Origin of the sequence: Rhizobium sp. NLR8a, from assembly GCF_019685235.1 — a bacterium.
GTDB lineage: Bacteria > Pseudomonadota > Alphaproteobacteria > Rhizobiales > Rhizobiaceae > Rhizobium.
The window spans coordinates 84,666-102,666 of sequence record NZ_JABDWI010000001.1; the positions used below are offsets into that span (position 1 = coordinate 84,666).

An 18,001-nucleotide genomic window follows, 5' to 3' on the forward strand; every position below is an offset into this window, starting at 1 on the left:
CACTTTTGTGACGACTAGATTTTTAACATTTCATGTCATGTAATATTCATTGGCGGCGGCAATTTGAACCAGCTAAATGGGCGTGCGCTTAAAGCGCGCCCCTTTCTACGTTGGAGGTTCTCATGCAAGCCAAGCTTCTCGGCGCCGTTCGCGCCCTTCTCGCCACAGCGGTTCTTGCTGGGCCCGCTGCCGCCGCCGAAAAGACCAAGATTGATTTCTGGTTCGGCAATTCCGGTGATATCGCAAAGCGTGTCCAGGAACAGTGCGATCGCTTCAACCAGTCGCAGACCGATTATGAAGTCGTCTGCACCAGCCAGGGCAGCTACGACGCTTCCCTGCAGAACACGATTGCCGCTTTCCGCGCCGGCAAGCAGCCGACAATCGCCCAGGTTTCCGACGCCGGCACGCTCGACATCATGCTTTCCGGCGCCTTCTACCCGGCAAACCAGCTGATGACCGACATGGGCTACACGGTCGACTGGAAAGACTACTTCTCCGGGATCGCCAACTATTATGCGACGTCGAAGGGCGAGATGTATTCCTTCCCCTTCAACTCATCGACTGCTCTGCTCTACTGGAACAAGGACGCCTTCGCCAAGATCGGCAAGGACCATGCTCCGACCACCTGGCAGGAAGCCGGTGAAGACTTCAAAGCTCTGAAGGACGCAGGTTATGCCTGCCCTCTCGGTTTTGACATCTCCAACAACGAAGTCTGGCAGTACATCGAGCAATTTGAAGCCGTCAACGGCGAAGCGATCGCGACGAAGAAGAACGGCTTCGAAGGTCTCGACGCCGAGCTGGTGTTCAACAAGAACCCGCTTCTCGTCAGCTACGTCAAGGACCTCAAGTCCTGGTACGACAACAAGCTCGCTGTCATCAAGAACAAGGCCGTCGGCCAGACCTTCGTCGAAGCCTTTGCTGCCGGCGACTGCCAAGTCATCCTGACCTCCGTCGGTGACCATGGCAATATCGGCCGTACCGCCAAGCAGGGCATGAACTGGGGCGTGGCAATGCTCCCGACCTACGGCAATGCAACCCGTCACAGTTCCTTCGTCGGCGGCGCTTCGCTCTGGGTCTTGAAGGGGCATACCGATGCCGAATACAAGGCTGCCGCTGCCTTCTTCAACTTCATCGCCAAGCCGGAAGAAGCGCTGACCTGGTCGACCGTCACCGGTTATATTCCGGTTCGTAACTCCGGCTTTGAATATCTGAAGAAGCAGGGTTTCTACGACAAGGCTCCTTATGCCGGCCGCGAGCTCGCCATTCAGAGCCTGACCGCATCGCCTGCTGACGATACGGTTCCGCATGGCATCCGCCTCGGCGGCCTGCTGCAGGTCCGCACCGAGATCGCCAACGGTCTGCAGGCAATCTTCGTCAACAACGCCGATATCCAGGCTTCGCTCGACGGCGCTGCCGATCGCGGGAATCAACTGCTGCGCCGCTTCCAGCAGACCTACAAGAACGTTCAGCTTCCCTGATCAACCGATATGAGCCGCCCCCGGTCCACTTGCGGACTGGGGGCGTCCTCATACATTCATACCGGCTGCGGAGGCGAAGTCGCCGCCCGCGCCTAAACCAAACCAGGCCGAAAACGACCACCCCATGGAAAAGCGCGTCACCTTCTCCTCGACGACGATCGGACTGCTCTTCGCGTTTCCGATGCTGCTGCTGATCTTCGTCTTCTTCTATTGGCCGAGCGCGCAGGCGCTTTATTGGGCGTTCACGCTCGAGCAGCCATGGGGCGGCGGCAATGCCTGGGTCGGTTTCGACAATTTCAAGCAATTGCTCAGCGACCCGATCTACTGGGAATCGATCAGCCGCAGCATGGTTTTCGCCTTTAGCTCGACGATCATTGCCATGGGGTTTGCGCTCATCCTGGCGCTTTTGACGGATCGTGAACTGCGCGGCCACAAAATCTATCGGTCGGTCTTCATCTGGCCTTATGCGATCGCTGCTCCCGCTCTCGGGCTCGCCTTCCGCTTCATTCTGGCGCCGGAGGCAGGCCTCCTGTCTGTTATCAACCAAGTGTGGCCCGGTCTTTGGAACCCGGCGCTCGACGGCAAAGACGCGATGATCGCCGTCATCGTCGCCTTTTCGTGGAAATATATCGGCTATAATTTCATCTTCTTCCTTTCGGCGCTTCAGGGCATTCCGCGTTCGCTGATCGAGGCCGCGGCCATGGATGGCTCCGGGCCGCTGCGCCGCATGTGGGATCTCCAGCTGCCGCTGCTCACGCCGACCCTGTTTTTCCTGCTCGTCATCAACATCACCGAAAGCTTCCAGGATTCCTTCGGTATCGTCGACGTCATGACTCAGGGCGGTCCGGCGCGGGCGACGGAACTGATGGTCTACAAGATCTATTTCGACGGCTTCAGGGGGCTCGATTATTCGGGGGCCGCCGCCCAGTCGATCATCCTCATGGCGCTCGTCGTCCTTCTCACCATTTTCCAGTTCCGCTTCATCGAGCGGCGCGTGCACTACAAGTGAGGTCGCTGACATGATCGAACGCACGCCGATATTCAACTTCGTCTGCTACACGGTTCTGGCGCTCGGCATGGTGATCGCGCTTCTGCCTTTCGCCATCGTCATCATCGCATCGACACTCGATCTGGAGACGGTCAATCATGTGCCGTTGCCGCTGATGCCGAGCTCGCATTTCTGGGAAAACGCGCACGAAGCCTGGGTGCGCGCCGATCTCGGCAACAAGCTGCTTCACAGCATCATCTTCGCCACGTCGGTCGCCGCCGGCAAGGTCATCCTTTCCGCGATGGCTGCCTTTTCGATCGTCTATTTCCGTTTCCGTGGCCGGTATCTGATTTTCTGGATCATCTTCATCACGCTGATGCTGCCGCTCGAAGTCCGCATCGTGCCGACCTATTCGATTGCGGCGAATGCATTGGCGCCGTTCCAGGCGATCCTCGACATCACGGGAATTACCGGGCTCGTCGCCTGGGTGTCTGGCATCCAGATCAAGCTCGAATGGGGCCTGCTGAATTCCTATACGGGACTGGTGGCGCCGCTGGTGGCCACCGCGACCGGCACCTTCCTCTATCGCCAGTTCTATCTGACCGTCCCCGACGAGCTCGCCGAGGCCACGAAGATGGACGGCGCCGGTGCCGTCCGCTTTTTCGTCGACATACTGCTGCCGCTGTCGCGGTCGAACATGATAGCGCTGTTCACCATCATGTTCGTCTGGGCCTGGAACCAGTATCTCTGGCCGCTGCTTGTCACCACCGATCCGAATTTCGGCATTGCGGTGACGCAGCTCAAGACCCTCATCCCGTCCGAATTCGGCCTGCCCGACTGGAACGTCGCCATGGCAGGCACACTTATCATCATGTCGCCGCCGCTGGTGCTCGTCATCCTGATGCAGCGCTGGTTCGTGCGTGGCCTCATCTCCACCGAGAAGTGAAGGAACAGTCCTGTGGCACCGATCTCAATCCGTGATGTGAAGAAGAGCTACGGCAAGCATCCCGTCGTTCATGGCGTCGATCTGGAGATCCAGTCCGGCGAATTCATCGTCATTCTCGGCCCCTCCGGCTGCGGCAAGTCCACGCTCTTGCGCATGATCGCCGGGCTTGAGGAAATCAGCGGCGGCGAAATCGCCATCGACGGCCGCGTCGTCAACCAGCTGGAGCCGCGCGAGCGCGGCTGCGCCATGGTGTTCCAGAACTATGCGCTCTATCCGCACATGACGGTCGCCGAGAACATCGGCTACGCCTTGAAGGTGGCCGGTGTTGCGAAGGCGGAGCGCAGCCGTCGCATTGCCGAGGTCGCCAAGGCGCTCAGCCTCGAACCCTTCCTCGACCGCCGCCCTGCCGCCCTTTCCGGCGGCCAGCGCCAGCGCGTCGCCATGGGCCGTGCGATGATCCGCGAGCCGAAGGTGTTCCTCTTCGACGAACCCTTGTCGAACCTCGACGCCAAGCTGCGCATCGCCATGCGTGCCGAAATCCGCCGCCTGCACCGGCGCCTCGGTGCCACCTCGATCTTCGTCACGCACGACCAGACCGAGGCGATGACGCTGGCTGACCGGCTGGTGGTGATGAACGGCGGCAGGGTGGAGCAGGTCGGCACGCCGGAAGAGGTCTATCATCATCCGGTGTCGCGCTTCGTCGCCGGTTTTGTCGGCACGCCGGCGATGAACCTGCTCGAAGGCACGATCAACGATGATAGCGTCTTCGTCTACGACCAGAGCCGCAGAATCGCGCTGCCACGCGAACGGGCCGCGCTGCTGAAAGGCAAGCGCGTCGTGCTCGGCATGCGCGCCGAGGCGGCCCGGTTGGTAGCCCCGGATGCGCCCGGCGCATTGGTGGCAACGGCCGATTTCATCGAAGAGCTCGGCGCAAGCCGCGTCGTTCATGCCGATTTCGACGGGCTGCCCTTTGCCGTGGCGCTGACCGAGGCCGTGACGGTGAAATCGGGTGATCCGATCGGCATCGCGATCGACCACAATGCGATCCATCTCTATGCCGCCGATACCGGCCGGATTATCGAGAACCCTGCCATGAACAGCGCCGGCGCCGTTCACGCCTGACCGGCGTCAGCGGTGAATGGGATCAATCCAGCGAACGTCTTCCGGTCTCTCGACCGGTTCGATATCCAGATTGACGACGACCGGTTCCTGGCCTGAGCGGACGAGCACGCATTCCAGCGTCTCGTCGCGGCTGGCGTTGATCTCCTGGTGCGGCACATAGGGCGGGACATAGATAAAGTCGCCCGGGCCGGCCTCGGCGGTGTATTCGAGATGCTCGCCCCAGCGCATGCGGGCCTTGCCCTTGACGACGTAAATGATGCTTTCGAGATCGCCGTGATGGTGGGCGCCGGTCTTGGCATTGGCATGGATTGTCACCGTGCCCGCCCAGATCTTCTCGGCGCCGGCGCGCGCATGGTTGATTGCGGTCGCACGGTTCATGCCCGGCGTCTGCGCGGTGTTCGGGTCGAGCGAATTGCCGGGAATGACCTTGACGCCGTGTTCGCGCCAGTTGACATGATGATGCTCGTGGTCGTCGCTCACGCCTTGCCTCCACTTTCGATTTCGCCAGTCTAGGCGGGAGCCCGGCGGCGGCCAAGTGGATCGCCGCGGTACCGCCGCAGATATCTTCTGCACTCTGTAGCTTCTGTGCACAAGGAAAGAACGGACCCGATGAGCCACCTCCCGCAGATCGACTACGACACCGCTTCACCAGAGGTTCGTGCGGCGCATGACGAGGAAGTCAGGCTGCGCGGGCGCATGACCAACATGAAGCGGACGCTGCTGCATTCGCCAGCGGCTCATCGCATCTATGCCGAGTGGTTCACGCTGCGCGCCGAACTCGATCCTGCGATCAGCGACCGGGCGATCTGGATTTTCTCGCATGCGATCTCGAAGGCAGCCAGATCGAAGATTGCCGTCACCTTCTTCCGCAGGGCACTGATCAACAAGGGCTTCAACCCCGACGCGCTGGAGTTTTCCGACGAAGAGGCACTCCTCGACGATTTCGGCAAGGCGATTGTCACCGATTCCAATGCCGTTCCGACCGAACTTTGGGCGAAGCTGAAATTGCGCTACGAGACCAAGGTGCTCGTCGATCTCGTCGCCTTTGCCGGCATCATGCTGGCCACCGCCGTCTTCAACAATATCGTCGAGGTCGACTTGGACCCCGAGCTTGAAGCCTTTGCCGAGGGAGCCAGTTCATCCGCATCCTGAAATCTCAGAGAATGATGCCGAAAAGGGTAAGCGGTTTCCGACGACATCACGCTCTGACTATTAATTTAGAACAGGATTGAGGTTTGTAGGCCGAGCGTGCCTAAAATGGTCCGGTTCTAACCATCGAGCGGAAGGATCAGCACATCGCGTGCCGGCACATCGATGCCACCGTGGCCGATATGGCCGACGGGCCAGACGGCCCGGCCTTGCGCAAGGGTCCCTCGGGCGAGCGTCAACTCCGTCTTCTGCGTGGTTCTCGTCGGATTGACGAGCCAGAGGAAGCTGCCTTTTTCACCCTCGTGGATACGGGCGAAGAGTGCGGCATTCGACAGCGTCACGTGGCGCTTCTTCCCACTCCATCTCAATAGCTCAGCGAAGAAAGCGCCGTTCGCCTTCCCCTGTGTGCGGTAATAGGCAACGGAAGGATTGGTGCCGATCAGCAGCGTGCGACCCTTGCCATAAGCATTTTCCACGACGGCAAGACGACCGTCGGTGAAGTGGCCACGTCCCGTTCCGCCGGTCAGCCGATAAGACTGTAGGAAGCCGCCACCGTGGACCGCCGCGCCGTCGAGATCGAAATGGGTGCGGTCTCCGATATCGGGCATGAATTCGACCTCCTCCTCGCGTGCGCCGAAGACCTCGTCGAGGCCCATGTTCGGTTGCACGGTGCCGACATGGCCGCGATCGCCGAAATAGCCGGGGCATGCCTCGGCAATCAGCGTGCCGCCGTTTTCGACCCAAGCTTTCAGGCGTTTCGCCTGCTCTGAAGTGAACATGATCGGATAAGGGAAATAGAGGAAATCATAGTCCGCGAGGTCGTCGATATGCACCCAATCCGGTTGCGTACCGGTTTCGAGGAAGGCGCGATAAGCGCCCCACATCGCTTCGGGATAGGGCTTTTCCGTGCGGTCGTGGTTCAGGAGGTAATCGAACTCCTGCGTTTCGCGCACGACGAGGATGCCGACCTCTCCGCGCACGGGCTTTGCCTCCCAGAGGGGAGCCTGCGCCTTGTCATTGGCCCATCTCGCCATGGCGCTTGCCATGTCGGAGCGCGGCGTGCGCGAGCCGTCCATGCCGTAGGAGCCGAAAGCGCCGAAGAGCGGACCGTCGAGCAGCGGGCGCCAGCGCAGATTGATCACGCCGCGGGCGCCGCCGGCAAGTGAGGTCATGCTCCAGAGGCGAATATCCTCGGGCTCGGCGACGCGGCCATCCTCCTTGTCACGGCCGATCACCTGCGGCTGCAGCCAGAGCGGGCCGCCCTGGCGCTCGGCGTGCCAAAAGGGTTTGCCGCGCGCGGCGGCGCGGTTGATGTCGACGCCGTACCAGTTCTTCCAGGCTTCCGACCCCTTGCGCGCCTGGATCCAGGTAAAGCCGTAGACCTCGACCTTGGAGGCTGCAAGCCAGTCGTCGCAGCCGTTGGCAGCCATGTTGGGAATTGCGCCGGATATGCCGTGGGCAAGCACGGTGTTCTTCTGGTCGACGGCGCGGATCGTGTCGATGCGCCATTGCATCTGATCGTAGAAGTTGTCGCGTTTGAACTGCAGCCAGTCGATACATTCAGGATAGGGTGCCATGTGCGCCGGCGGCTCGATGTCATCCCATTCGGCATAGCTGTAGCGGTACCAGGCCTTGGCCAGGACCTTCAGGCTGCCGTATTTCTTTTCGAGCCATTTGCGAAAAACAGCCTTTGCATAGGGGCTGTAATCGACGTCCGCGGAATAGTTGCACTCGTTCCAGACGTCGTAACCATAGATCGCCGGATGATCCTTGTAGCGGGTGGCGAGCGCGGTCAGGAATCTGCCCGCTGCTTCCCTCACTTCCGGGCAGTTCAGCGTCAGGGCGCCGGCGCCGCCACCATTGTTGGAGAAGCCGCCGGTCGCCGACGACACACCCATATAGGAACCGAGTTTGGTGCCGTCGGCATTGACCTGCAATGCATGAGCGTATTTGCGCACCGCCCAGTCGGGCACGGCATGAATCAACTCGGCGATAACGGTCTTGATGCCGTGTGCCGCCGCAAGGTCCATCTGACGGTCATATTCTTCCCAGTCGTAGACGCCGGGGGCGGTTTCGATTGCGCTCCACATGAACCAGTGGCGGAAGATGTTGAGGCCGTCTTGCCCGGCCGTGGCGTAGTCGCGCTCCCAATCTTCACGGGGCGGATTGGATTTGCGGAAGTAGACGGCGCCGTAGGGCAGTTGGATATCTTTGTTCAGCATTGTCCTGTCCTTCTCTATCGATGTCCGGACATGGCTTCGCCGTCCGGAAAGAAGGCTCCGGCAGTAGGCAGTCGAAGATGGCCGGCTATACTAAAAAGCGTTGATCTAGCGCGGTCCTCCGGCGAGGAGTTCCAGGGTGCGGATGAGGGCGGAATGATCGCGTTCGCCGTCGCCATTGGCGACCGCGGCGTTCATCAGTTGTTGCGTGGCGGCAGTGTTCGGCAGCGACAGATCGAGTGCGCGGGCGGCATCGACGGCAAGCGTCATGTCCTTGCGGTGCAAGCGGATGCGGAAGCCGGGCTCGAAGGTCTGATTGATCATGCGCTCCCCATGCATTTCGAGGATGCGGGAAGCGGCAAAGCCACCCATCAGCGCCGAGCGCACCTTGGCCGGGTCGGCGCCGGCCTTCCTGGCAAAGAGCAGCGCTTCGGCAACTGCCTCTATCGTCAGGCCGACGATGATCTGGTTGGCGACCTTGGCCGTCTGCCCGTCGCCGTTACCTCCGACATGGGTGATGTTCTTGCCCAACTTTTCGAAAATCGACCGGGCACGTTCGAATGCTTGCTCCTTGCCACCGACCATAATCGTCAAAGAGGCAGCCTTGGCACCCACCTCTCCGCCGGAAACGGGAGCATCGAGATAATCGCAGCCGAGGGCCTCGATGCGTTTGGCGAAAGTTTTGGTGGCGACCGGGGAGATCGAGCTCATGTCGATGACGAGCTTGCTCTGAGAAAGGCCGGAGGCAACGCCGTGTTCGCCGAAGAGGACCGCCTCGACATCTGATGTATCCGGCAGCATCAGGATGACGATGTCCGAAGCATGCGCCACCACCCTGGCGCTCGCGGCGGCTATGGCGCCCTTGTCGACAAGATGCTGCGAGGTCTCTTTCACCCGGTTCAGATGCAGCGTGTGGCCGGCATCGATCAGATGCTCCGCCATCGGGCGGCCCATGACGCCCAGTCCGATAAATCCGATGCTCATGCTGCCCTCGCTGACTTCAGATAGGATCTCATCCAGCCGAGGCCATCCTTGGTGCCGGATTTCGGCTTGTACTCGCAGCCGACCCAGCCGTCGTAGCCGAGGCGGTCGAGTTCGGAGAGGATGAAATTGTAGTTGATCTCGCCGGTGCCGGGCTCGTTGCGCCCAGGATGGTCGGCGATCTGCACATGGGCGATTTTCTCCTTAAGTCGGGTGAAGGTGGGGATCAGATCGCCCTGCATGACCTGCATGTGGTAGAAATCATACTGGATATAGAGGTTGTCGGAACCGACCCTGTCGAGGATGCGCTCCGCATGGGTGGTGGTCGACAGAAAGAAACCCGGAATATCCCGCAGGTTGATCGGCTCGATCAGCAGGGTGACGCCGGCGTCGGCACAACGTTTCGCAGCATATTTCAGATTGCCGACCAGCACCGTTTCCAGCGTTTGAAGGTCCGCACCTTTTGGCACCAGGCCGGAGATGACATTCACCTGCCGGCAATCGAGCGCTGCGGCATAGTCGAGCGCCTGCTCGAGTCCATCGCGGAACTCCTCTGCACGCTCCGGCAGGCAGGCGATGCCGCGCTCGCCGCCGGCCCAGTCGCCGGACGGCACGTTGAAGAGCGCCTGTTTCAGGCCGCTTGCCTTCAGCGCCTCGGCAACCTTCTCCCTGGGTTCGGCATAGGGGCCCAGATATTCGAGGGCACCGAAGCCGTCCTTTGCAGCAGCGGCGAAGCGGTCGAGAAAGGGCAGGTCTTGGTAGAGGAAGGAAAGGTTGGCGGAAAATTTCGGCACGGGATCGTCCTTAGATATCGGCAGACGCGACGAAACGATGCCGGTGCAGCATGCGCTTGTCGCGAGGGTCGGGATTGGGAACGGCGGAGATGAGGCTCTTCGTATAGGCCCCCTCAGGAGCGGTGCAGATCTGTTCGGCCTCGCCGAGTTCGACGATCTTGCCGCGATGCATGACGGCGACACGATCGCAGAAATAACGCACCACCGAAATGTCGTGCGAAATGAAGATGAAGCTTAGGTTCAGCCGTTGACGGATATCGAGCAGCAGGTCGAGAATCTGGCTGCGGATCGAGACATCGAGAGCGGACGTCGCCTCATCGGCGATGATGATGCGTGGGTCGAGCGCAAGCGCGCGAGCGATGCCGATGCGCTGGCGCTGGCCGCCGGAGAAGGCATGTGGATAACGCTCCATCCCCATCGGGTCGAGGCCGACAAGGCGCATCAGTTCGGCGACACGGTCCGCCAGCGCCTTGCCCCTTGCCAGCCCGTTGACAACAAGCGGATCGCCGATCACCTCCTTGACAGTCATGCGCGGATTGAGCGAGGCGAAGGGATCCTGAAAAACCAAGCGGACTTCGCGATGGAATGTGCGGAGTTCGCGCTTGGTGAGTTTGGTGACGTCGATCTCGCCGCCGTCCTTGCCGCAATAGCTGATGCTGCCCGAGGTCGGCTCGACGGTGCGCAGGATGAGCCGGCCGAGTGTCGTCTTGCCGGAGCCGCTTTCGCCGACAATACCGAGGTTTTCGCCGGGATAGAGATCGAAGCTGGCGTCGTCGACGGCGCGCAACGTGTTGGCCTTGCCGTGCCAACCATAGATCTTGCTGAGGTGGCGGACGGACAGGATCGGCTGCGGTGCCGCCGGCGACAGTGCTATGGCGGGCAGCTTGCCATCGACATGATGCGTGAGCTTGACTGTCGAGGCAAGCAGTTGGCGGGTATAGGGATGTTCGGCGGCATGGTAGATTGCATCGACGGGTCCGCGCTCGACGATGCGGCCGAAGCGCATGACGGCGACATCGTCGGCCACTTCGGCGACGATCCCCATGTCATGGGTGATGAGCAGCATGGCCATGCCGCGTTCGACCTGCAGGCGCTTGATCAGATCGAGGATTTCGGCCTGGGTGGTGACGTCGAGGGCTGTCGTCGGCTCGTCGGCGATGAGAATGTCGGGATTGCCGGCAAGCGCCATGGCGATCATGGCGCGTTGGCGCATGCCGCCGGAGAATTCGAAGGTGTAGCGGTCAGCCATCTTGTCCGGGTTCGGGATCTCGACCTGTCGCAGCAGTTCGACGGTCCTTTCGCGGGCGGCGCGATGATCGAGATCACTGTGCAGGCGCACCGCCTCAATGATCTGCGAACCGATGGTGTGAACCGGCGACAGCGAACTCATCGGCTCCTGGAAGATCAGGCCGATGCGGCGACCGCGGATGGCCCGCATCGCCCGATCGGACGGCTTCAAGACGGCAATATCGGTGATGCCGTTACTTCCGGTGGCCCCGTCGCCGTCCCTGAGCAGGATGCGGCCGGAAACAATACTGCCGGGGCTGTCGACGATCTGCAGCAGCGAACGGGCGGTGACGCTCTTGCCGGAGCCGCTTTCACCGACGAGGCACAGCGTTTGCCCGCGTTTCAGCTCGAAACTGACATTTTCGACGGCGTGCAGGATGTGGGTGCGCAGCCTGAAATCGATCGAGAGGTTTTCGACGGAGAGAACGACGTCTTTTGAAAGGTCGGCCATGGTTTCCTCCTCAATTGTCGTAGGGGTCGGCGGCATCGCGCAGGCCGTCGCCGAAGAAATTGAAGGACAGGACGGCGATGACGACTGCGAGCGACGGCCAGATCAAGAGCCACGGCGCGGTGGCGACGGTGCGGATGTTCTGGGCGTCCTGCAGCAGCACGCCCCAACTGACGACCGGCGGCTTAAGGCCGATGCCGAGGAAGGAAAGAGAGGTCTCGGCGACGATCATGGTCGGTACGGCCAGTGTGACGACCGCAAGGATATGGCTTGTCAGTGACGGCAGGATATGCCGAAAGATCAGCCTGGTCTCGCTGGATCCGTCGAGCCTGGCGGCAACGACGAAATCCTCACTGCGCAGCGCCAGGAACCGGCCGCGCACTTCACGCGCCAGGCTGGTCCAGCCGAGCAGCGAGACGATGATCGTTATGACGAAATAGACATTGACCGGCGACCATGTCAGCGGGATCGCCGCCGCCAGGCCGAGCCACAGCGGGATGGTCGGCATTGCACTGACGACCTCGATGACGCGCTGGATCAGCGTATCGACCCAGCCGCCGTAGAAACCGGAGATCGAGCCGAGCACGACGCCGAGGATCAGCGACATGGCGACGCCGACGAGGCCGATCGACATGGATACGCGGGTGCCGTAGACGAGCCGAGAGAAGACATCGCGGCCGAGCCGGTCGGCGCCGAGCAGGTACATCGGGTCGTTTTGGTTGAGCGGGCCGATCAGGTGCCGGTTCATCGGGATCACGCCCCAGAGATCGTAGGCCGCGCCTTTGACGAAGAAGCCGATCGGGACGACCTTGGTGTCGTCGACGACGAAGGTGCGGCGTAGCGCCACCTTGTCGATCTCGACCTTGTAGCCCTTCACATGGATATTGAACTCAGAGCTGCCGTCCGGCTTTTCGACGAAGAAGCTGAAGCCCTGCGGCGGGGCATAGGTGTATTGCGGCCGCGAGGTCATCGGCAAAGCGGGCGCCAGGAATTCGGCGAACAGACCGACCAGATAGAGGCAGAGGATAATGACGCCGGCCACCATCGCCACCTTCTGGCGGATCAGCTTGCCAGCGACCAGCCGCCAGGGACCGATCGCCGCGGTCGAGACGGTCTTGCCCTGTTTCAATGGGCTGATCGAGGGGCCATCGGCAACAGTGTGAAGCGGACCAGCATGATTTCCGAAGGTCTCGTGCGTGCTCATCGCGTTCGCCCTCAATTGAACCGGATGCGTGGATCGAGCAGGGCCAGCAGCAGATCCGACAGCAGCATGCCGACAAGGGTCAGCGCGCTCAAAAGCAGAATGAAGCTGCCGGCGAGGTACATGTCCTGCGAGATCAGCGCGCGGAAAAGCAGGGGACCAGCGGTCGGCAGGTTCAGCACGATGGCAGTGATCGTCACGCCCGAAACGAGATGCGGCAGCACCCAGCCGATCGCCGAGACGAAGGGATTGAGCGCGATTCTGACCGGATACTTGAGGATCACCTTGTATTCCGGCAGTCCCTTGGCGCGGGCCGTAACGACATAGGGCTTGTGCAGTTCGTCGGTCAGGTTGGCGCGCAGGATCCGGATCATCGCTGCCGTTCCAGACGCGCCAATGATGATGATCGGGATCCAGAGATGGGCGAGGAAATCGCCGACCTTGGCAAAGCTCCAGGGCGCTTCGGCATATGCCGGCGAGACCAGCCCGCCGACGCTCTGGCCAAGAAATTTATAGGCGATGTACATCAACGTCAGCGCCAGGATGAAGTTCGGCACCGCAAGGCCGATGAAGCCGAGAAAGGTGAAGACATGGTCGCCGACGGAGTGGCGGCGGACGGCGGAATAGACGCCGATCGGCAAAGCCACGATCCAGACGAAGAGCAGGCTCAAGAGCGAGATAACCAGCGTCGAGCCCATACGCGCCCAGATCAGCCCGGAGACTGGCTGACCCCACTCGAAGGAGTAGCCGAAGTCGCCGCGGCTGACGATGCCCCAGATCCATTTGAGGTATTGGACATAGAAGGGGTCATCGAAGCCGTAGATTTCCTTCAGCCGCTCGATCTGAGCGGGATCGACGGTTTGGCCGCTGTCGCTCATGGTGGCGATCATCGAGGTCAGGTAATCACCTGGCGGCAGCTGGATGATCAGGAACGAGATCAGCGACATGCCGAACAAGGTCGGGATCATGTAGAGTACGCGCTTGAAGATATAGCCAAGCATCGAAACGTTTCTCCTCCCGTCGGGAACGCTGTGACGCGCCTCCCCCGGATCTTCACGCGCCGTCGGCCCTTCAGGCCGAAAGCGCTCCTCCGTCGCCTGTCACTTCATTTCCAGGTGAGATGCAGGACTTCCAGCCGGTCGATACCGGGCACCTCCACCTGCGCACGGCCGTTCGCAAGGCTGAAGCTTGCGGCGCGGTCGGCAACGACGAGCCATGCCTTCGCCACCGATCGGCCCTCCGGAATCTCCACCGAAATGGTCTGCGCTGCCAGAGGGTAATTGTCGCGGATCGGGCCTTTCATCATCATCGGGTTGGTGAGGTTGAAGAGGCTGACTGCCATGCCCTCACCGTTTTCGCGTAGCGCCAGATCGATGACGCCCTTGCCCTCGATGGTGACGCGTGGTGTCTTGCCGAGTGCCCAATGGACGGCGTTGGCGAGGAGCCGCGCATGATCGACGGCATAGACCTCCCAGAAGATCTCACCGATATTCCAGGGAATATAGACTGTGCGGCCACCCTTGCCAGTCTCGCGGGCGATGACGGCAGCACCTTTTGGTTCTTCTCGCGGATAGACCTCTTCCATCGGCAGATCGGGAAAGTCGGGAACGTAGAGGAAGGGCGCCTTCGCATCGGCCGACGGTACGGCGTGGATCAGGCGAGTGCCGCCCATGATGCGCTCGGCGCCGTCGAAGCCCCGGTTGATCGGGTGATCGCCGGAAAGTGCGACATAGGTGTTCTTGACGATGCCGCGCGGGCCGGAGACGTAGCTGGCACCCAGCACGTCGGCGAGGCCGAAGTCGGGGCGCTTCTTGCCGAATTCGTCGCGCAGCGACGTCTCGTAAGAGGCAATCATGCTGCCACCGCGATCGACATAGGCGCGGATCGCCGCGTTCTGCGCATCCGAAAGGCAGGAAGCGTTGGCAAGGATGATGAGCTTGAACCGATCGAGGCTCTCGTCGGTCAGCACCTGGTCCGAAAGCAGCTCGAAGGGCAGGCGGGCCTCGACGAGGGCATGGTAGAAACCGAGGTCGTGCTTCTCGGCGGAATGCCGTTCTTCCGGCGCCCAGTGGCGCAGCGTCGTCGAGGGATCGATGACGGCGATTTCGGCGGTCGGCTTCATGCTTTCCAGCACCGGCTCGATGGCTGCCTGCAGGGCGAATGCGTCGGCCACCGGCTCGACCCAGCGTTTGTCAGGCACGACGCCGTTGAACTTGGTGAACCAGGCGTAGAGGCCGTGGGCGGTGCCGTCATTGATCCAGAGCTGCATCTCCTCGCCCGAGGTGACGGCATCCTTCCAGCGATATTCCTCCTCGGGGCCGATCGAGGTGATCAGCACGACCGGGCGGTCGGGGAAGGTGGCTCGGATGCGCTTGCCATTGCGGCCTGCCGACCAGCCGAGCTCAAGGCCCTTGCGGCCCTGATGGTCGACGACGAGGAAGGGGCAGTGTTTGGCGATGACCGAGAGATCGAATTCCATCAGCGAAGCGCCACCCATGTTCGGAATGAAGCTCGCATGCGGGCGGATCGCTTTGACGGCATCGTCCCACTGCGCGATCATGTCGGTGAGCACGCGGCGGCGCCACTGCACCCAGGCCTGCCAGGCGGGATCCTCGGCATCGGGTCTTGCAGGAAGGGCATAGCCGAACATGTCCTTGAAGCGGCGGGCGCTGTCTTCGCTGTAATCGACGCCGTGGCCCTGCCAGCGATTGGCGAAGACCGCGTCGATATCGTATTTGCGGACGATCTCCTTGACCACCTCAGGCATGAAGACGGTGTTGTAGTCGCCATAAGCATTGGTGACCCAGACATCGGGATAGGCCCAGTGGCGGCGCGGCGTGCCGTCGGCATTGATCATCACCCATTCCGGATTGGCTTTGGCGGCATCGTCATGGACCGCATGCGGGTCGACGCGGGCCATGACGTGCATGTCGAGCTTGCGGGCGGCATCGACGAGCGCGCCGAAGATATCCTTGTCGCCGAGATATTTGCTGACATAGTGGTAAGGCACTTCGCTCGGATAATAGGCGATATAGCCGCCGGCACTGAGGCAGACCGCGTTCGATTTCGTGCGTTTGAAGACATCGATCCAGAAGGCCGGGTCGTATTTCTCCGGGTCGTCTTCCACGAAGGTCAGCTGGGTCCAGCGGGTCGCGGTCTTAAACCAGTCCGGCGTCCTCAGCGTGTGGGTGTTCTGTCTCCTGGCGTCGAGCATCGTCTTCATCCAATCATTGGCAAAAGAGAGCGCCTCAGCGCCAACCGGAGGGGCCGGCGCCTGAGAAGGCATCATGGAAAAAGGTCATCAGAGCGGTTCAATCTTACCAGTCGTGCAATCGCTCTGAGTTTTTGTCTTAACGCAGTTCCAGGAAAACCGCTTCGCATTTTCCTGGAACTGCTCTAGACCTTGTAGAACTGCTCCGGCATGGTCGGAGCGGGCGTCGGCCAGCCGAAGGAGTTCGGCATGGTTTTCGTGATGTTCTTCATGTTGTTTTTGACGATGCCGTAGCCGTCGGGCGGCAGCGAGATGCCGAAGACATAGAAATTGTCGGCGGCGCCTTGAAGGATCTGCTTCATGACCTCGCGCTGGCCCGATGGGTCGGAAGTCGTCTTCAGCTTGTCGTAGAGCGCAAGCTGGTTCTTCGTGCTTTCCGGCGGTTCCTCGGCATTGGCATTGGTGCGGTCGCGATACCAGAGTTGCCAGGCCGGGGCGTACATGGCGTTGGCATCGGTCGGCACGTAGTAGCGCGGGTCGAGCATGGCGGCGACGCCGCCATTTGCGCCGAACTGATGGGCGGTCGCATCGAAATCACGGCCCTGGCGGACGCGCGTCTCCCAGAGCGAACGGTCCATCGTGCGCATCTGCGCATCGATGCCGACCGCCTGGAACATCGGGATCACCAGCTGGAAGAGATCGAGGAAGACGGCGCGCGCCTGGTCGATCTCGAAGATGATCGTCAGGCGGCGGCCCTTTTCGTCGAGGCGGAAGTTCTGGTCGTCGCGCTTCGGCACGATCTGATCGAGCATGGCATTCGCCTTGTCGACGTCATAGGCCGTGAACTGCGTGGCGAGTTGCTCGTTGTAAAGCGGATCTTCCTTCTTGATCGACGGCTGGGCAGGCGCCCCCTGGCCGACGAGCACCGCATCGATCAGCGACTGCCGGTCGAGTGCGGTCGAGAGTGCGGCACGGAAATCCTTGTTCCGGAAGAGCTTCCGCTTGGTCTCGTCATTGTGGTTCAGGTTGAAGATGAAATTCATGACATTGGCTTCGGTCGAAGTCAGCGTGTAGAAATCATAGCCGCCCTGCTCACGCGCATCGTAGAGAACCGATTTGTTGTTCGGCGTGGCAATGTACTGGTCCATCAGGTCGACCTCGCCCTGCATGGCCTTCAGCAGCAGAACCTGCGGGTCGGCGACCATCTGGTAAACGATGCGGTCCATATAGGGCAGCTGGTTGCCCTCGCTATCAACCTTCCAATAGTATGGATTGCGCTCGGCAACAGCCCGTTCGGTGTTTTCGCCTGGCGCGATCGTGAACACCCAGGCATGCACGCAGGGCTTCTTCGAGGAGTTGAGGAAGAAGGCGTTGTCGTCCTGGAAGCCGGCGGCCGCCTGGAACGACGCGATCCAACTTTCGAAGCCGCGTTGCTTGGCGAGTTCATCGGCCTTCGGATTGTAATCGATGTGGAATTGCTCGAGATAATGCTTCGGCGTGCGCGTCGTCTGATCGTTGTTTGCCCAGGCGACCTGCAGCGGGAACAGGCCGTTCGGCTTGTCGAAGATGACCTTGAAGGTCTGCTCGTCCACGATCTCCAGCTTGGCCGGCTTACCGCCGGATTTCCAATGATCCTGACCGACAAAGGCGACGCGCTTGTCGGTGAAAACAGTATCGTACCAGAACTTGATGTCGGCGGTGGTGTAGGGATGGCCATCCGACCATTTCATGCCCTTGCGCAGGCGGATCGTATAGACCTTGGAGTCGGCATCGCCCTCAAAGGACTCGGCGACATTCAGCGTCACGCCAGACCAATCGCGCGTATAGCGTAGCAGCGGCTCATAGGCCTGGTAGCGGAACAGCATCGACAGCGACCCGCCGCCGACTAGCGCCATGTTCCAGTCGCCGCCGTATTTGCCGATGCTTTCAACCGGTTTGACGACGAGCGGATTTTCGGGAAGCCTCTCCTGGAGACCCGGCAGGGCGCCGCTCGACACTTTCGCTTTCAGGACATCCGCTTCCTTGAAGTCAGCGGCGAAAACCGGCAGGGCCGGCATTATCAGGGCGGCCGACGTCCCGGCCAGAAACGCACGTCGTTTCAGCTTGATCATAGGGATCTCCTCCAAAAACCCGTGCCATTATCATTATTTTTGCTGTGGGGCCGGGATGAGGGAAAG

Annotated in this window: 14 protein-coding genes; 5 read left to right on the plus strand and 9 right to left on the minus strand. The window is 61.1% G+C overall.

Going from position 1 to position 18,001, the window contains the following annotated elements; all coding sequences use genetic code 11:
- Positions 1–122: 122 nt before the first annotated feature.
- The 4 genes from HJC04_RS00350 to HJC04_RS00365 all read left to right on the plus strand — a co-directional run bounded on the left by HJC04_RS00350 (position 123) and on the right by HJC04_RS00365 (position 4,534).
- Positions 123–1,478: an extracellular solute-binding protein gene (locus tag HJC04_RS00350; RefSeq protein ID WP_210630026.1), complete on the plus strand. Its 1,356-nt coding sequence runs from the start codon at positions 123–125 to the stop codon at positions 1,476–1,478.
- 124 nt (positions 1,479–1,602) lie between these two features.
- Positions 1,603–2,487, plus strand: a complete 885-nt coding sequence (locus HJC04_RS00355) for a carbohydrate ABC transporter permease (RefSeq protein ID WP_210630027.1) — start codon at positions 1,603–1,605, stop codon at positions 2,485–2,487.
- A 10-nt stretch (positions 2,488–2,497) separates the two neighbouring features.
- Positions 2,498–3,412: an ABC transporter permease subunit gene (locus tag HJC04_RS00360; protein WP_221144596.1), complete on the plus strand. Its 915-nt coding sequence runs from the start codon at positions 2,498–2,500 to the stop codon at positions 3,410–3,412.
- 12 nt (positions 3,413–3,424) lie between these two features.
- Positions 3,425–4,534, plus strand: a complete 1,110-nt coding sequence (locus HJC04_RS00365) for a sn-glycerol-3-phosphate import ATP-binding protein UgpC (protein WP_210630029.1) — start codon at positions 3,425–3,427, stop codon at positions 4,532–4,534.
- Between the two features lie 6 nt (positions 4,535–4,540).
- Here the strand turns inward: HJC04_RS00365 and HJC04_RS00370 are convergent, their stop codons facing one another.
- Positions 4,541–5,014: a cupin domain-containing protein gene (locus HJC04_RS00370; protein WP_210630030.1), complete on the minus strand. Its 474-nt coding sequence runs from the start codon at positions 5,012–5,014 to the stop codon at positions 4,541–4,543.
- Positions 5,015–5,143: 129 nt separating this feature from the next.
- On the opposite strand from HJC04_RS00370, the gene HJC04_RS00375 reads away from it, so the two are divergent.
- Positions 5,144–5,686: a hypothetical protein gene (locus HJC04_RS00375; RefSeq protein ID WP_210630031.1), complete on the plus strand. Its 543-nt coding sequence runs from the start codon at positions 5,144–5,146 to the stop codon at positions 5,684–5,686.
- 116 nt (positions 5,687–5,802) lie between these two features.
- On the opposite strand, the gene HJC04_RS00380 is transcribed toward HJC04_RS00375, so the two are convergent.
- The 8 genes from HJC04_RS00380 to HJC04_RS00415 all read right to left on the minus strand — a co-directional run bounded on the left by HJC04_RS00380 (position 5,803) and on the right by HJC04_RS00415 (position 17,935).
- On the minus strand, positions 5,803–7,905 hold the full coding sequence (locus tag HJC04_RS00380; RefSeq protein WP_210630032.1) for a beta-galactosidase: 2,103 nt from the start codon (positions 7,903–7,905) through the stop codon (positions 5,803–5,805).
- Positions 7,906–8,010: 105 nt separating this feature from the next.
- Positions 8,011–8,886 carry a 2-hydroxy-3-oxopropionate reductase gene (locus HJC04_RS00385; protein WP_168297268.1) on the minus strand — a complete coding sequence of 292 codons (876 nt, stop codon included), beginning with the start codon at positions 8,884–8,886 and terminating at the stop codon, positions 8,011–8,013.
- A complete protein-coding gene (gene otnI, locus HJC04_RS00390) occupies positions 8,883–9,677 on the minus strand; it encodes a 2-oxo-tetronate isomerase (RefSeq protein WP_210630033.1) in 795 nt (264 codons plus the stop codon). The genes HJC04_RS00385 and otnI overlap by 4 nt, the downstream gene beginning before the upstream one ends.
- Positions 9,678–9,687: 10 nt before the next feature.
- A complete protein-coding gene (locus HJC04_RS00395; protein WP_210630034.1) occupies positions 9,688–11,415 on the minus strand; it encodes an ABC transporter ATP-binding protein in 1,728 nt (575 codons plus the stop codon).
- 10 nt (positions 11,416–11,425) lie between these two features.
- Positions 11,426–12,616, minus strand: a complete 1,191-nt coding sequence (locus HJC04_RS00400) for an ABC transporter permease (RefSeq protein WP_210630035.1) — start codon at positions 12,614–12,616, stop codon at positions 11,426–11,428.
- 11 nt (positions 12,617–12,627) lie between these two features.
- Entirely contained in the window at positions 12,628–13,614 is a 987-nt protein-coding gene (locus HJC04_RS00405; RefSeq protein ID WP_210630037.1) for an ABC transporter permease, read from the minus strand.
- Between the two features lie 104 nt (positions 13,615–13,718).
- Positions 13,719–15,827, minus strand: a complete 2,109-nt coding sequence (locus tag HJC04_RS00410) for a family 10 glycosylhydrolase (protein ID WP_168297360.1) — start codon at positions 15,825–15,827, stop codon at positions 13,719–13,721.
- A 182-nt stretch (positions 15,828–16,009) separates the two neighbouring features.
- Positions 16,010–17,935 (minus strand): ABC transporter substrate-binding protein, encoded by a 1,926-nt coding sequence (locus tag HJC04_RS00415; protein ID WP_168297273.1) that lies wholly within the window; start codon positions 17,933–17,935, stop codon positions 16,010–16,012.
- Positions 17,936–18,001: the final 66 nt, after the last annotated feature.

Coding starts and splice junctions, on each gene's coding strand:
- HJC04_RS00350 (WP_210630026.1), top strand. CDS start 123: ATGCAAGCCAAGCTTCTCGGCGCCGTTCGCGCCCTTCTCGCCACAGCG.
- HJC04_RS00355 (WP_210630027.1), top strand. CDS start 1,603: ATGGAAAAGCGCGTCACCTTCTCCTCGACGACGATCGGACTGCTCTTC.
- HJC04_RS00360 (WP_221144596.1), top strand. CDS start 2,498: ATGATCGAACGCACGCCGATATTCAACTTCGTCTGCTACACGGTTCTG.
- HJC04_RS00375 (WP_210630031.1), top strand. CDS start 5,144: ATGAGCCACCTCCCGCAGATCGACTACGACACCGCTTCACCAGAGGTT.
- HJC04_RS00380 (WP_210630032.1), bottom strand. CDS start 7,905: ATGCTGAACAAAGATATCCAACTGCCCTACGGCGCCGTCTACTTCCGC.
- HJC04_RS00385 (WP_168297268.1), bottom strand. CDS start 8,886: ATGAGCATCGGATTTATCGGACTGGGCGTCATGGGCCGCCCGATGGCG.
- HJC04_RS00395 (WP_210630034.1), bottom strand. CDS start 11,415: ATGGCCGACCTTTCAAAAGACGTCGTTCTCTCCGTCGAAAACCTCTCG.
- HJC04_RS00400 (WP_210630035.1), bottom strand. CDS start 12,616: ATGAGCACGCACGAGACCTTCGGAAATCATGCTGGTCCGCTTCACACT.
- HJC04_RS00405 (WP_210630037.1), bottom strand. CDS start 13,614: ATGCTTGGCTATATCTTCAAGCGCGTACTCTACATGATCCCGACCTTG.
- HJC04_RS00410 (WP_168297360.1), bottom strand. CDS start 15,827: ATGCTCGACGCCAGGAGACAGAACACCCACACGCTGAGGACGCCGGAC.
- HJC04_RS00415 (WP_168297273.1), bottom strand. CDS start 17,935: ATGATCAAGCTGAAACGACGTGCGTTTCTGGCCGGGACGTCGGCCGCC.